The 14,250-nt window shown below is 70.8% G+C and carries 15 protein-coding genes; 5 read left to right on the plus strand and 10 right to left on the minus strand.

Annotated elements, in window-relative coordinates:
* The first annotated feature begins 14 nt into the window (after window positions 1-14).
* Both IE209_RS34270 and IE209_RS29665 read left to right on the plus strand, forming a co-directional pair.
* Complete coding sequence (locus IE209_RS34270; RefSeq protein WP_268245983.1) at window positions 15-146, plus strand: hypothetical protein; 132 nt, start codon at window positions 15-17, stop codon at window positions 144-146.
* A gap of 189 nt (window positions 147-335) precedes the next feature.
* Window positions 336-1,937: a phospholipase D family protein gene (locus IE209_RS29665; protein ID WP_189690492.1), complete on the plus strand. Its 1,602-nt coding sequence runs from the start codon at window positions 336-338 to the stop codon at window positions 1,935-1,937.
* A 1-nt stretch (window position 1,938) separates the two neighbouring features.
* Here the strand turns inward: IE209_RS29665 and IE209_RS29670 are convergent, their stop codons facing one another.
* Window positions 1,939-2,604, minus strand: coding sequence for a YceI family protein (locus IE209_RS29670; RefSeq protein WP_189690493.1), 666 nt, complete (start codon window positions 2,602-2,604; stop codon window positions 1,939-1,941).
* A gap of 59 nt (window positions 2,605-2,663) precedes the next feature.
* Here IE209_RS29670 and IE209_RS29675 point away from each other — a divergent pair, with 59 nt between their 5' ends.
* Together IE209_RS29675 and IE209_RS29680 are read left to right on the plus strand one after the other, a co-directional pair.
* The gene (locus IE209_RS29675; protein WP_189690494.1) at window positions 2,664-3,602 is read left to right on the plus strand and encodes a ketopantoate reductase family protein; all 939 of its coding nucleotides are present in this window, start codon (window positions 2,664-2,666) and stop codon (window positions 3,600-3,602) included.
* Window positions 3,603-3,854: 252 nt separating this feature from the next.
* Window positions 3,855-4,664 (plus strand): THxN family PEP-CTERM protein, encoded by an 810-nt coding sequence (locus tag IE209_RS29680; protein ID WP_189690495.1) that lies wholly within the window; start codon window positions 3,855-3,857, stop codon window positions 4,662-4,664.
* Window positions 4,665-4,733: 69 nt separating this feature from the next.
* Here the strand turns inward: IE209_RS29680 and IE209_RS29685 are convergent, their stop codons facing one another.
* A complete protein-coding gene (locus IE209_RS29685) occupies window positions 4,734-6,464 on the minus strand; it encodes a methyl-accepting chemotaxis protein (protein WP_189690496.1) in 1,731 nt (576 codons plus the stop codon).
* A gap of 202 nt (window positions 6,465-6,666) precedes the next feature.
* Between IE209_RS29685 and IE209_RS29690 the strand changes: the two genes are divergently transcribed.
* On the plus strand, window positions 6,667-6,900 hold the full coding sequence (locus IE209_RS29690; RefSeq protein WP_189690497.1) for a DUF1653 domain-containing protein: 234 nt from the start codon (window positions 6,667-6,669) through the stop codon (window positions 6,898-6,900).
* 18 nt (window positions 6,901-6,918) lie between these two features.
* Here IE209_RS29690 and lpdA read toward each other — a convergent pair whose 3' ends face one another.
* From lpdA to IE209_RS29730, 8 genes are all read right to left on the minus strand, one after another.
* A complete protein-coding gene (gene lpdA / locus IE209_RS29695; protein WP_189690498.1) occupies window positions 6,919-8,310 on the minus strand; it encodes a dihydrolipoyl dehydrogenase in 1,392 nt (463 codons plus the stop codon).
* 2 nt (window positions 8,311-8,312) lie between these two features.
* Complete coding sequence (locus tag IE209_RS29700) at window positions 8,313-9,587, minus strand: dihydrolipoamide acetyltransferase family protein (protein ID WP_189690499.1); 1,275 nt, start codon at window positions 9,585-9,587, stop codon at window positions 8,313-8,315.
* An 81-nt stretch (window positions 9,588-9,668) separates the two neighbouring features.
* Window positions 9,669-10,676 (minus strand): alpha-ketoacid dehydrogenase subunit beta, encoded by a 1,008-nt coding sequence (locus tag IE209_RS29705; protein WP_373305459.1) that lies wholly within the window; start codon window positions 10,674-10,676, stop codon window positions 9,669-9,671.
* A 59-nt stretch (window positions 10,677-10,735) separates the two neighbouring features.
* Window positions 10,736-11,971 carry a 3-methyl-2-oxobutanoate dehydrogenase (2-methylpropanoyl-transferring) subunit alpha gene (locus IE209_RS29710; RefSeq protein ID WP_189690501.1) on the minus strand — a complete coding sequence of 412 codons (1,236 nt, stop codon included), beginning with the start codon at window positions 11,969-11,971 and terminating at the stop codon, window positions 10,736-10,738.
* Window positions 11,972-12,086: 115 nt separating this feature from the next.
* The gene (locus tag IE209_RS29715) at window positions 12,087-12,452 is read right to left on the minus strand and encodes a 5-carboxymethyl-2-hydroxymuconate Delta-isomerase (protein WP_189690502.1); all 366 of its coding nucleotides are present in this window, start codon (window positions 12,450-12,452) and stop codon (window positions 12,087-12,089) included.
* A 4-nt stretch (window positions 12,453-12,456) separates the two neighbouring features.
* On the minus strand, window positions 12,457-12,861 hold the full coding sequence (locus IE209_RS29720; RefSeq protein WP_189690503.1) for a cytidine deaminase: 405 nt from the start codon (window positions 12,859-12,861) through the stop codon (window positions 12,457-12,459).
* Window positions 12,858-13,838, minus strand: a complete 981-nt coding sequence (locus IE209_RS29725) for an aldo/keto reductase (RefSeq protein WP_189690504.1) — start codon at window positions 13,836-13,838, stop codon at window positions 12,858-12,860. Before IE209_RS29725 ends, IE209_RS29720 begins: the two co-directional genes overlap by 4 nt.
* Before the next feature lie 68 nt (window positions 13,839-13,906).
* On the minus strand, window positions 13,907-14,250 hold a 344-nt coding region (locus IE209_RS29730; protein WP_373305457.1), incomplete at its 5' end, for a hypothetical protein.

Below are 14,250 nucleotides of genomic sequence, written 5' to 3' on the forward strand. Positions count from 1 at the left end.
ATTCGCGAGGCCCCATGACCATCCTGACCCTCTCCGCCATCGCACTCTTCGCCAGCATTGCCCGCGGTGCGATGAACGCTGGCGATCGGCTCGCGCAGATCTCGCGCCGGCGAATTCAAGACCAGGAGGCATCCCGGCGCGCCTGACGACAGCCAGGTTCGCCCTCAGCCCAGGCGGGAAACCGGGAACGACATGCCCGGCACGTTGGCACAGGCGGGTGGCGGGCATCGACCGCACGTCGGGCGCGCGCCGCACGTTGCCAGAAGCGCCGGGCTGCGGTTTGTTGCGCAGGTTGAAGTTGGCACACTACGGCACCGCCCCATGCCCGTCGCGCCATGCCCCCCTCCCCCACCAGCCGTGCCGCCGCCCTGACCCGCTGGATGCCATGGCTGTTGCTGGTCCTGTGCCTGGCCGGCTGCGCCAGCCTGCCGCCCGATCTGGCCGGGCCGCCTGCCCGGGCTCTGCCCGCAGTCGCCGACGCGCCGCTGGTGCGCACCGCCCGTGCCACCCAGCCCGACGCCGAACTCAGTGGCTTTCGCCTGATCCCCAGCGGCGACTACGGGCTGGACGCACGGCTGGCCTTGATCGCCGGTGCGCGCCACACGCTGGACGTGCAGTACTACCACCTGGAGACCGACGCCACCGGACTCTTCTTCCTGCGTGCGCTGCGCGATGCGGCGCAACGCGGCGTGCGCGTGCGCCTGCTGCTGGACGACCTGTACACGGGCGGCGACGGCGCCCTGCTCGACGCGCTGGCGGCCACGCCCAACCTGGAACTGCGGTTGTACAACCCGATCCCGCTGCGCAGCCCCAAGGTGGCGCTGCGCTTCGCCGCCTCGCTGTGGCAGTTCGACCGGCTGCAGCGCCGCATGCACAACAAGCTGCTGGTGGCCGACGGTGCGCTGGCCGTGGCCGGGGGCCGCAACATCGGTGGGCGCTACTTCTTCCAGACCGCGGGCGAGAATTTCCTCGACCTGGACGTGCTGGTGGCCGGCGCGCTGCTGCCGCGCCTGGGCGAACTGTTCGACCGCTACTGGAACAGCCCGCACGTGGTGCCGCTGGCGCGCCTGGTCCCGCCCGACGGCGATGCCGCCGCCCGGCAGGCCCGCTTCGAGGCGCGAACCGATGCCACCCACGCCCCCGCGCCGCGCGCGCCACCGCCCAACGACATGCTGGGCTATGCACCGGTCTCGCAGGAGCTGCAGGCGGGCCAGCTCAGCCTCATCTGGGCCCCGGCCCAGGCCTATGCCGACACGCCCGAGCGCGCCATCGGCTACCAGGCCCAGTACGGCGGCGTGCCGCTGCAAGACGTGGACAGCGTGCGCTACAACCTGGTGGAGAGCATCCGCCGCGCGCGCCGCAGCGTGCTGCTGTGCTCGCCCTACCTGGTGCCCGGCGCGTACGGCCTGCAGGTGCTGCGCGAGGCCCGCGCGCGCGGCGCCACCGTGCAGCTCATCACCAACTCGCTGGCAGCCAGCGACGAGCCCTTCGTGCACACCGCCTACCGGCGCTACCGGGTCGAACTCGTGGCGCTGGGCGTGGAGATCGACGAGGTCAGCAGCCGGCGCGTGGCCGGCAGCCCCCGGCTGCCGCTGTTCGGCGCCGCCGTCGGGCGCCTGCACACCAAGACCGCGGTGCTCGACGGCGAGCTGCTGTTCGTCGGCTCGCTGAACTTCGACCCGCGCTCGGAGCTGCACAACACCGAGATCGGCCTGTTCATCCGCAGCCGCCCGCTGGCGGCCCAGATGCTGCGGCTGGCCCAGGTGCTGCGCGAACAGGGCGTCTGGCGCGTGCGGGCCGGCGCGGGCGGCACACTGGAATGGCATGGCGAGGACGACGGCGCGCCCACGGTGCTGCACAACGAGCCCGACGCGAGCTGGTGGGACCGGCTGCTGCTGGAACTCGTGGCGCCGTTCACGCCCGAGCACATGCTCTGACTCAGCGTGCGGCCGTGGGGACCAGCACCGCCTCGACCTGCACCAGCAGCCGCACGCGGTCCTCGAAGCCGAACTGCAGGCCCCAGTTGATGCCCCACTGGCTGCGCTGGATCTCGGCCTCGAAGTCGCCGCCGCAGACCTGGCGCCCGTGCAGCGGACTCACATAGCAGTTGAAGCGCACGGCGCGCAGGTCCACCGGATGGGTCTGGCCCAGCAGCGTGAGCCGGCCCTGCAGCGCCTGCACGCGGCCCGCTTCGATGCGCACGTCCTCGGCCTGGTAGCGGCCGGTGGGGAAGTCGGCCACGTTCAGGAAGTCGCTGCTCTGCACATGGCGGTTCAGCAGGTCCACGCCGGTGTTGATGCTGGCCATGTCGAAGACGACGTCCACGCGCGCCAGCTGGCCGGTGGCATCGACCTGCACCTGGCCGTCGCGCGTGCCGAAGCGGCCGCGGTTGGTGCTGGTGCCGTAGTGGCCCATCTCGTAGAGCACGAAGGTGTGGGTCGGGTCCACCACGTAGCGGCCGCCGGGCTGCGGCGGCCCCGCGGGCCGGGCCGCCATCTCGGGCGCCGCGCCCGGGGCGGGCGACTGCGCATGGGCAGGCCCGGCGAGCAGCAGCGCCGCGGCCAGGCACAGGGGAAGGAGCGAAAGACGGCGGGCGATGGGCATGGGGCGCGAGTGTAGGCGGGGCCGCCACAATGCAGCTCTCCCATTTCGACCACCGTGCCATGTCCCAGACCGCCTCGCTCCCCTCCCGCCTGCAGGTCGCCGTCGTCGGCGCCGGTGCCGTCGGCTGCTACTACGGCGGCATGCTGGCCCGCGCCGGCCATGCCGTCACGCTGATCGGCCGGCCGCAGCACGTGGACGCCATCCGTGCGCAGGGCCTGCGCATGCAGACGCTGGGCTTCGACGAGCAGGTCCGCGTGCAGGCCAGCACCGACCCCGCCGCCGTGGCCGGCACCGATCTCGTGCTGTTCAGCGTGAAGTCGCCCGACACCGAAGCCACGGGCCGCCAGCTGCTGGCCCACCTGCCCGGCCAGGCCCTGGTGCTGACCCTGCAGAACGGCGTGGACAACGCGGAGCGCCTGCGCACGGTGCTGCCGCAGGAGGTGGCGGCCGCGGTGGTCTACGTCGCCACCGAGATGGCCGGGCCCGGCCACATGCGCCACCACGGCCGCGGCGAACTGGTCATCGAGCCCGGCCCACGCAGCGAGGCGCTGGCGCAGCATCTGCGCGCGGCCAGCGTGCCGACCGAGGTGTCCGCCAATGCGCGCGCCGCGCTGTGGTCCAAGCTCGTGCTGAACTGCGCGTACAACGCGCTGTCGGCCATCACCCAACTGCCCTACGGCCGCATGGTGCAGGGCGCGGGCGTGCCACAGGTCATGGCCGACCTGGTGGCCGAATGCCTGGCCGTGGCCAGTGCCGAGGGCGTGGCACTGCCGGCAGACATCCACCAGGCTGTCGAGCGCCTGGCGCAGACCATGCCCACGCAGAGTTCTTCCACGGCGCAGGACCTGGCGCGCGGCAAGTCCACCGAGATCGACCACCTGAACGGCCTGGTGGTGCAGCGCGGCAAGGCGCGGGGCATCGCCACACCGGTCAACCGCGCCATGTGGGCGCTGGTCAAGCTGCTGGAGCAGGCGCCGCCGCCCCGCAGGGAGACTTGATCTGGCCCCCGCGCAAATCACGGCCAGCATTGGCGCGCAATGCAAGCCGTTGATTTTGAAAGCACCTGTTGGCGCGCGCCCCACCGTGTCGACAAGATTTCCAGCCCGCCTGGCCGTCTCGTAAATTCCATACAAAATTTCTTTTGGAAACAACGCCGTCGCACATGTGGCATGCATGCTGCTATTTCTGACAGGGTCGACTGCAGTCGATCCCATTATGTTCAGACAGCATTGAATGCAAAAGGAGTACACATGAAAAAGACATCCATTGCCGCGATCGCGGCCGCCGGCCTCGCCCTGGCGATCGCAAGCGGCAATGCGGCCGCCGCCCCGATCAACTGGGACTACACAGTCACCAGCTCCTTCTCGGTTCTCCCCGGTTCGACCACCTTCACCAGCGGCTCCGGCTGCCAGAGCGTCTCGGCTTCGTCCATCACCTGGGGGGCATGTCCCACCGGTCCCGCCGGTCCCGGCCGCAGCGGCATCGGCATCAGCAACAACCCCCAGACCGGCATGTTGACGACCAACGGCGCAGCCGAAAGCGCGAACACCTACACGCACAGCAACAACGTGGTGTCCGGTGCCTATGCGACGCTGAAGAGCGCCACCATCAACGCCACGCTGGGACTGCGGGCCGCCGGCTCGGCCGATCCCTACATCTACAAGACCGCCACCTACAAGATCCTGTTCGCCGAAACGCCCAACACGGCCGGCACCTGTGCGGCGACCAGCCCGGTCGGCAATCCCTGCAACGACATCTGGGTGCTGGACGGTTCCCTGAACGAGACGATCACGCTGGGCGGTGACGAGTACTTCTTCAGCTTCTTCGCCGCTCCCGCACTGGCCACGCTGCCCGATGCCGTTTGCGCCGCCGCGGGCGCCGCCGATGGCTGCATCGGCTTCACGACGGTCGAAGGCCAGGAGAACGCCGTCAACTTCCTGCTGAAGGTCACCAGCACGCCGCTGGTGGTCGAAGTGCCCGAGCCGGCATCGGTCGCACTGCTGGGCCTCGGCCTGGTGGGCCTGGCCGGCACGCGCCGCCGGCGGCTGAACAAGGCCTGAACAGGTCGTCGAGCCTCCAGGAACCCCGCCCCGGCGGGGTTTTTTGATGGGCCTTGGACGCCGCTGCGTTCAGAAGGATTCCCAGTCGCCCTGCTCGTGCGCCAGGGCCGGTGCCGGCCGGGCTGCCTTGGCCGGGGCGGGGGCAGCGGCCTTCAGCGCCGGAGCGCCCTTGACTGCGGCCACGGGACGGGCGCGCGGCGCCGGCTGCGGCTTCTTGCGCGGCGCCTGCGGCGCGGCTGCGGCGGGTTGCAGCGCGGGCCCGCCTTCGATCCGGAACACACTCACGGCGCTCGCCAGCTGGCCGGCCTGGGCCTTCAAGGCGCCGGTGGCAGCGGCCGCCTCTTCGACCAGCGCCGCGTTCTGCTGTGTCACCGTGTCCATCTGCGAGACCGCCTGGTGCACCTGCTCGATGCCCTGGCTCTGCTCCTGGCTGGCGGCCGTGATCTCGGCCACCAGGTCGCTCACGCGCTGCACGCTCTGCACGATGGCGTCCATGGTGCGGCCGGCCTCCGCCACCTGGGCGCTGCCCTCCTCGACCTTGGCCACCGAGTCGCCGATGAGCTGCTTGACGTCCTTGGCCGCGGCGGCCGAGCGCTGGGCCAGCGCCCGCACCTCGCCCGCCACCACGGCGAAGCCGCGGCCCTGCTCGCCGGCACGCGCCGCCTCCACGGCCGCGTTGAGCGCCAGGATGTTGGTCTGGAACGCGATGCCGTCGATCACGCCGATGATGTCGGCGATCTTGCGGCTGCTGTCGTTGATCGCGCCCATGGTGCCGACCACGCCGGCCACCACCTCGCCGCCCTGCACGGCGGTCTTGGACGCCGAGGCCGCCAACTGGTTGGCCTGGCGCGCGTTGTCGGCGTTCTGGCGCACGGTGCTGGTCAGCTGCTCCATCGAGGCGGCCGTCTGCTGCAGCGAGCTGGCCTGCTCCTCGGTGCGCGAGGACAGGTCCTGGTTGCCCGCGTCGATCTCGCTGGAGGCCGTGGCGATGCTGTCGGTGCCCGAGCGCACGCTGGCCACCACCTGCGCCAGGCTGGCGTTCATGTCCTGCAGCGCCTGCAGCAGCTGGCCGGTCTCGTCGCGCGAGTCCACGTGCACGCGGCTCGTGAGGTCGCTGGCGGCCACGGCGCGCGCCACGCGAACGGCCTGCGACAGCGGCCGCGTGATACCCACGGTCAGACGCCAGGCGAACAGCCCGCCGGCCAGCAGGCCCAGCAGGCCCAGGCCGGTCATGAGCAGCCGGCTCTGCGCGTAGATGCCGTCGATGCGCGCGGCGGTGGCGTCGATGCTGGCGCGCTGCATGTCCAGCAGTTTCTGGATCAGGTCGGTGTACTTGTCGGTGGCGGGCAGGTAGACCTGGGTCAGCAGGCGCTCGGCCTCCTCGGCCTGTCCGTCGGTCTTGGCCTTGACGGCCTGGTCGCGCGAGGACAGGTAGAGCACGCGCGCCTGCTGGATCTGGGCCCACAGCGCCTGCTCCTCGGGGCTGGTCAGCAGCGGCTCGATGCGCTTTTGCAGCTCGCCCGATTCCTTGGTGCTGGTGGCAGCGTCCGCGGCGAAGAACTGGCCGAGCGAGGGGTCGGTGCTCTTGACGATGGCCGTGGTGCGGCGCGCACCGCTGTACACGTAGCGGTACCAGTCGCTGATCATGCGCTCCATGGCCAGCGGCTGCTGGGTCATGGCTTGCGTGGCCTGGGCCACCGTCTGCAGCCGCCACAGGCCGACCGCCGTGATGAGGGCCATCACGACCAGGATGAGCGCGAAACCGCCGCCCAGGCGGGTACCGATGCGTAGATTCTTCATGCGAGCAGAAACGAAAAGGACAAAGGCAGTGACCCGGCCCTGTCAGGGCGGGTGCATCAATTTGTCTATTTTCTGCGCAAATTATTTCTGTTATTGGATCGGAATATCCGCTGACGACACGGATGCGACCGGCCATCGCACAGGCCTCGTCCGCAGGCCGCTCCCACGGCTGTGGCAAGCTTCGCCGCTTTGCACCGCTTCCATGGACGACGATCTGCCGCCCCTGCCCCCCATCGCGCCCGGCCGCTACCGCCATTACAAGGGCGGCGAGTACGAGGTGCTCGCCGTCGCGCGGCACAGCGAGACGCTGGAGCCGCTCGTCGTCTACCGGCCCCTCTACAACACCACGGGCTGGTGGGTGCGGCCGCACGCCATGTTCGTCGGCAGTGTGGAGATCGACGGCCGGGAGCAGCCCCGCTTCGCCTTCATCGGCTGACCGGGGCCGCGGGCGCGGCTACACGTGGATGGCCCGGCCCAGTGCGCGCAGGGCCGCCTCCTGCACGGCCTCGCCCAGCGTGGGATGGGCGTGGACGATGCCGCCCACGTCCTCCAGCCGCGCGCCCATCTCGATCGCGTAGCTGAAGGCCGCCGCGAGTTCGGACACGCCGTGGCCCACGGCCTGCCAGCCCAGCACCAGGTGGTTGTCCTGGCGTGCCACCACGCGCACGAAGCCCTCGCCGCCCTCCATCGTCAGCGCCCGGCCATTGGCCGCGAACGGGAACTGCGCAGCGAGCACCGCGATGCCGGCCTGCGCGGCCTGGGCCTGCGTGTGGCCCACGGCCACCACCTCGGGGTCGGTGAAGCACACGGCCGGGATCGCCAGTGGCGCGAAGCGGCGCTTGTGGCCCGCGATGCACTCGGCCGCCACCTCGCCCTGGGCCATGGCCCGGTGCGCGAGCATGGGTTCGCCGGTGAGGTCGCCGATGGCCCAGACGTTGCGCATGGAGGTGCGGCCCGTGGCGTCCACCTTCACGGCCCGGCCCTCCATCTCCAGCTGCAGCGATTCGAGGCCGGCCGTGCGCGGGCGCCGGCCCGCCGCGACCAGCACCCGGTCGGCCGGCAGCACGAACTCGTCGGCATGCCGGCTGCGTACGCGCAGACCGCTGCCGTCGGCCGTGAGGCCCTCGGCCGTGCAGCCCAGGTGCAGCACGATGCCCATGCGTTTCAAGGCGGCCAGTACCGGCTTGCCCAGATCCTCGTCGTAGCCGGGCAGCACGCGCTCGGCCACGTCGACCACCGTGACCTCGGCGCCCAGCTTGCGCCAGGCCATGCCCAGTTCCAGGCCGATGTAGCCGGCGCCGACCACGACCAGCTGCCGCGGCACCTCGGTCAGCGCCAGCGCCTCGGTGGACGAGAGCACCTTGCCCCCGAACGGCAGCTGCGCCAGCGCCATGGGCTCGGAGCCCGTGGCCAGCAACAGGTGCTCGCACTGGATGCGCACGGCCTCACCGTCCTCGCGCGCCACGTCCACGGTCTTGCCGTCGACGATGCGGGCCCAGCCTGCCACCACCTGCACGCCGGCCTTGCGCAGCAGTGCGGCCACGCCGCCCGTGAGCTTGCCGACCACACCCTCTTTCCAGGCCTGCGTGACCGCGAGGTCGATGCCGGCCGACCCTGCACGGATGCCGAGCGGCGAAGCGGTCGTGGCACGCCGCACGCGGTCGTATTCGTCGGCCGCGTGGATCAGCGCCTTGGAGGGGATGCAGCCGATGTTCAGACAGGTGCCGCCCGGCGCCATGCCTTCCACCAGGGTCGTGGCCACGCCCAGCTGCGCCGCGCGGATGGCGGCCACGTAGCCGCCCGGCCCGCCGCCGATGACGAGCAATGTCGTTGTCTTCGATGCCATGGTCACTCCACGAACAACAGGGCCGGGGTTTCCAGCAAGGCGCGCACGGCCTGGATGAACTGCGCCGCGTCCATGCCGTCGACCACGCGGTGGTCGAAGGACGACGACAGGTTCATGAGCTTGCGCCCCACGACGGCGCCGCCACGGAACACCGGGCGCTCGACGATCTTGTTGACGCCGACGATGGCCACCTCGGGATGGTTGATGACGGGCGTGGTCACCAGGCCGCCCAAGGGGCCCAGGCTGCTGATCGTGATGGTCGAGCCCGACAGTTCGTCGCGCCCGGCCTTGCCGCTGCGGCCGGCCTCGGCCAGGCGAGCGATCTCGCGCGCGCAGGCCCAGGGATCCATGGCTTCGGCATGGCGCAGCACGGGCACCAGCAGGCCGTTGTCGGTCTGCGTGGCCATGCCCAGATGGACGGCCTCAAAGCGCGTGACCACGCCGGCATCGTCGTCGAAGCGCGCATTCATCTGCGGGAAATCGCGCAGCGCGATCACCAGCGCACGGGCCAGCAGCGGCAACAGCGTGAGCTTGCCGCGCGTGGCCCCGTAGCGTTCGTTGAGCTGCGCGCGCAAGGCCTCGAGATCGGTGACATCGATCTCCTCCACGTAGCTGAAGTGCGGGATGCGGCGCTTGGCCTCCTGCATCTTTTGCGCGATCTTGCGGCGCAGGCCGATCAGCGGTACAGCCTCCTCGCCATGGCGTTGGGCGTAGCCGCTGCCCGCGCTGGGCGTGCGCGGCTGGCCGCCCGAGACGAGGTAGACGTCCAGGTCCTCGTGCGTGATGCGGCCGGCCGGGCCGCTGCCGTGCACGAACTGCAACGCGATGCCGAGTTCCCAGGCGCGCTGGCGCACGGCCGGCGAGGCGATCGGCTTTTCGCCGGGCGCGCGCATGGCCACGGGGGCGGCGACCGGTGGGCGCTGCACGGGGACCGGTGCTGCCGCTGCAGGGGCGGCGACCGGTGCGGCGACCGGTGTGGCGACCGGTGTGGCAACAGCGGCCACCTGCGGCGCTTTGGCCGCCACGTTGCCAGCGCCCGCGACCTCGAGCCGGATCAACTCGGCACCGACCGCCAGCAGCGCCCCGGGCTGGCCACCCAGTTCGAGCACCGTGCCCGCCACTGGCGAGGGGATCTCCACGGTCGCCTTGTCGGTCATCACGTCGGCCAGGATCTGGTCCTCGGCCACCGTGTCGCCGGGCTGCACGCGCCATTCGACCAGTTCCACTTCGGCGATGCCTTCGCCGATGTCGGGCATCTTGATGGTGTAGTGGCCCATGTCAGTGCCGCCCGGCCGCCCGAAGGCACTGAAGCTCCCCCTCGGGGGGGCAGCGATACACGCAGTGATGAGCGTGGGGGGTCATGATTTCTCCATCGCGCGTTGGAACGCGGCACCGACGCGGTCGGGCCCCGGGAAGTAGGCCCATTCCTGGGCGTGCGGGTACGGCGTGTCCCAGCCGGTCACGCGCTCGATGGGCGCCTCCAGCTGGTAGAAGCAGTGCTCCTGCACCAGGGCCGACAGTTCGGCGCCGAAGCCGCTGGTCTTGGTCGCTTCGTGCACGATCACGCAGCGGCCGGTCTTCTTGACGGATGCGACGATGGTGTCCAGGTCCAGCGGCCAGATCGAGCGCAGGTCGATGATCTCGGCGTCGATGCCGGTCTCGCGCGCCGCGCACTCGGCCACCCAGGTCATGGTGCCGTAGGTCAGCACCGTGAGTTGGCTGCCGGGTCGGAACACGGCCGCCGACTCCAGCGGCACGCGGTAGTAGCCCTCGGGCACCATGCCCAGCGCATGCTTGGACCAGGGCACGACCGGCCGGTCGTGGTGGCCGTCAAAGGGGCCGTTGTACAGCCGCTTGGGCTCCAGGAAGATGACGGGGTCGTTGCACTCGATGGCGGCAATCAGCAGGCCTTTGGCGTCGTACGGGTTGCTGGGCAGCACGGTGCGCAGCCCGCTGACGTGCGTGAACAGCGCCTCGGGACTCTGGCTGTGCGTCTGCCCGCCGTAGATGCCGCCGCCGCAGGGCATGCGCACCGTGATCGGACAGGTGAAGTCGCCGGCCGAACGGTAGCGCAGCCGCGCGGCCTCGGAGACCAGTTGGTCCGAGGCCGGGTAGAAGTAGTCGGCGAACTGGATCTCGGCCACGGGGCGCAGGCCGTAGGCGCCCATGCCCACGGCCACGCCCACAATGCCGCCCTCGCTGATCGGCGCGTCGAAGCAGCGCGTCTTGCCGTACTTGGCCTGCAGGCCTTCGGTCACGCGGAACACGCCGCCGAAATAGCCCACGTCCTGGCCGAACACGACCACGTCGGGGTCGCGCGCCATCACCACGTCCAGCGCCGAGCGCAGGGCTTGGATCATGGTCATGGGCTTGCTGGTGGTCTCTGCCGTTTCCACCGCCGGGTTCTTGACTTCGGTCAGCATCTTCAGACTCCCAACTCTTGGCGTTGGCGGCGCAGGTGCTCGGGCATGGTCTCGTAGACATCCTCGAAGATCGTCGCGGCGCTCGGGATGTGGCCGTCCAGCAGGCTGCCGTGGCCTTCGGCCTCCTTCTGCGCGGCGGCCACCTCGGCCTCCAGCTCCTTGTGCACCTGCCCGTGCTCCTGTTCGGACCAGATGCCCAGGACGATCAGGTGGGCCTTGAGCCGTTCGATCGGGTCGCCGAGCGGGAAGCGCTCCCAGTCGTCGGCCGGCCGGTACTTGGACGGGTCGTCCGATGTCGAGTGCGCGCCGGCGCGGTAGGTCACCCACTCGATCAGCGTGGGGCCCTGGTTGCTGCGCGCGCGCTCGGCCGCCCACTGCGAGGCGGCATAGACCGCCAGGAAGTCGTTGCCGTCCACGCGCAGCGAGGCGATGCCGCAGCCCACGCCGCGCGCGGCGAAGGTGGTCGACTCCCCGCCCGCGATGGCCTGGAAGCTCGAGATCGCCCACTGGTTGTTGACCACGTTGAGGATCACGGGCGCGCGGTAGACATGGGCGAAAGTCAGCGCGGTGTGGAAGTCCGACTCGGCCGTCGCACCATCGCCGATCCAGGCCGAGGCGATGCGCGTGTCGCCCTTGATGGCGGACGCCATGGCCCAGCCCACGGCCTGCGGATACTGCGTGGCCAGGTTGCCCGAGATGCTGAAGAAATCGGCCCGCTTGAACGAGTACATCACGGGCAGCTGGCGGCCCTTCATGGGGTCGGCTTCGTTGCTCATGAGCTGGCAGATCAGCTCGACCATGGACACGTCGTCGCGGCTCAGCAAGAGGCCCTGCTGGCGGTAGGTCGGGAAGTGCATGTCGCCCTTGGCGAGGGCCATGCCTTGCGCGACCGCGATGGCTTCTTCGCCCAGGCACTGCATGTAGAACGAGGTCTTGCGCTGGCGCTGGGCAATGGTCATGCGCGCGTCGAAGATGCGCGTCTTCATCATCGCGCGCAGGCCGCGGCGCAGCTGGGTGCCGTCGATCTGCGGCGCCCAGGGGCCGACGGCCTGGCCGTCGCGGTCGAGCACGCCGATCAGGGCGTAGGCCAGGTCCGCGGTCTCGAAGTGGGAGGTGTCGACCGGCGGTTTGCGGACGGTGCCCGCGCCGGAAATCTGCAGGAAGGAAAAGTCGGTCGCACAGCCGGGCCGCCCAGTGGGCTCCGGCACGTGCAGCCGCAGGGCTGGGTGCTCGCGCATCGATGTCTCCGCACGCGGTGGCGTGCCTGGGTTGGTACAGGGCATGGTCACGGGTAAGCGGCCGGCCCCTGGGTACCGCGCGGGTAAGCGCGGCCCGACCAGTGTACGACGAGCGTCAGGCCAGCTTGACCTTGGTGTAGCTGCCGCGGTCCATGTCGACCACCTCCACGCTCAGAAAGGCTTCGAGCCCCGGCGGCAGGGCTTTCAGGTGACCGTGCAGCGCATCGGCCACGCGGCGGCTCAGGTCCTTCTTGGCCTCGGGCGTGCGGCCTGCCAGGATGCGCAGCTGCACATGCAGGTAGCCGCGCCCGCGGTCCGCGAGGCCCACGCGGAAGTGGTCGGCGCGCAGCACGCGGGCCTTGAGGTCGGCCTCGTCCTGGACCTCGGGGCTCTCGGACAGCGCCTGCGTGGTCGAGGCCAGCATGGCGTCGAACGGCAGCGCGCCGAGGTTGGGGGTGTATTCGATGACGATGTGGGGCATGGGATCAGGTCTGGGCGGAAGGCAGGTGTCGGGGGCCGAACGATGCCGGCAGCAGTTCGTCGAGTGTGAAGCTGGCCAGCACGCCAGCAGCGCCCGCCGCGTGCACGCGCGTGCCGTCGATGGCGAACTCGCGGATGCGTTGGCGGCAGTTGCCGCAGGGCGTGATGGGCTCGGGCCCGTCGCCCACGACCAGGATCTCGGCGATGGCGCGCCCGCCGGCCGCAACCATGGCCGCGATGGCGCCGGCCTCGGCACAGGTGCCGCTCGGGTAGGCCGCGTTCTCCACGTTGCAGCCTGCGAACACGCGCCCGTCGGGCGTGGCCAGCGCGGCGCCGACCTTGTAGCGCGAGTACGGCGCATGGGCGTTGGCCTGGGCCGCGCGGGCTGCAGCCAGCAAGGCCTCGGTCACGAGAAGCCGACCACCGCGTGGGGGACGTAGGGCGCCTCCAGCGCCGCGGTCTCCTCGGGCGTGAGCTTCAACGCGAGCGCGGCCACGGCGTCGTCCAGATGCTCGACCTTGGTCGCGCCGACGATGGGCGCCGTGACGCCGGGCTGCTGCAGCACCCAGGCCAGCGCGACCTGTGCGCGCGGCACACCGCGCGCCGCGGCCACCTGCGCCACGGCCTCGACCACCTTGCGGTCGGCCTCGGCGGTGTTGGCGTACAGCGTGCGGCCGAAGGCGTCGGTCTCGGCACGGGCGCTGGCACTGTCCCAGTCGCGCGTGAGGCGGCCGCGCGCCATCGGGCTCCAGGGAATCACGGCCACGCCCTGGTCGCGGCACAGTGGCAGCATCTCGCGCTGCTCCTCGCGGTACAGCAGGTTCAGGTAGTTCTGCATGGAGACGAAGCGCGTCCAGCCATGGCGCTCGGCCACGGCCTGGGCCTTGGCGAACTGCCAGGCGTACATGGACGAGGCGCCGATGTAGCGCGCCTTGCCGGCCTTGACCACGTCGTGCAGCGCCTCCATGGTCTCCTCGATCGGCGTGGCGTTGTCCCAGCGGTGGATCTGGTAGAGGTCCACGTGGTCCATGCCCAGGCGCTTCAGGCTGTTGTCGATCTCCGACAGGATGGCCTTGCGCGACAGGCCGGCGCCGTTGGGGCCGGGCCGCATGCGGCCGTGCACCTTGGTGGCGACGACCACCTCGTCGCGCGGCGCGTAGTCGGCCAGCGCGCGGCCGACGATCTCCTCGCTGGTGCCGGCCGAATAGACGTTGGCGGTGTCGAAGAAGTTGATGCCGAGGTCCAGCGCCTTCTTGAGGAAGGGCCGGCTCGCGGCCTCGGGCAGGGTCCAAGCATGGTTGCCCTGCTCGGGCGCACCGTAGCTCATGCAGCCCAGGCACAGGCGCGAGACCTGCAGGCCGGTACGGCCGAAACGGATGTGGTCCATGGGAGAGGCTTCACAGGAAAGGGAAGCAGGCCATGATAGACCCGCAGCCCCGTGCGGCGCTGGCTGTCTCAGGCCGTCGCCGCGATCACCACGCCCTGCTGGGCGGCGGCGTCGCGCAGCGCCTGCAGCGCCGCATCGAAATCGAAGTCCTGCACGGCCCGCGCGATGGCCGCCAGCGCCTCGGCCCCGCAGACCTGCACCAGCGCGGCGCGGTGCGCGGCCAGGTAGTCCTCGGCCTGGGCATCACAGTCGGCCAGCAGGCGCGCGAACGCCTGGGCGTGGCCGGCCGCTTCGGCCGCATCGAGGGCCGACGCCGGGGGCCCTGGCGTGGGCATGGACGTTTCGCTGCCCCGGGCCCTGTGCAGCGCCTGCACCTTGGCATGCAGCTCGGCGCCGAAGGCGGCCAGCGCCT

The sequence above is a fragment of the Pseudorhodoferax aquiterrae genome (genome assembly GCF_014652235.1).
GTDB lineage: Bacteria > Pseudomonadota > Gammaproteobacteria > Burkholderiales > Burkholderiaceae_C > Pseudorhodoferax > Pseudorhodoferax aquiterrae.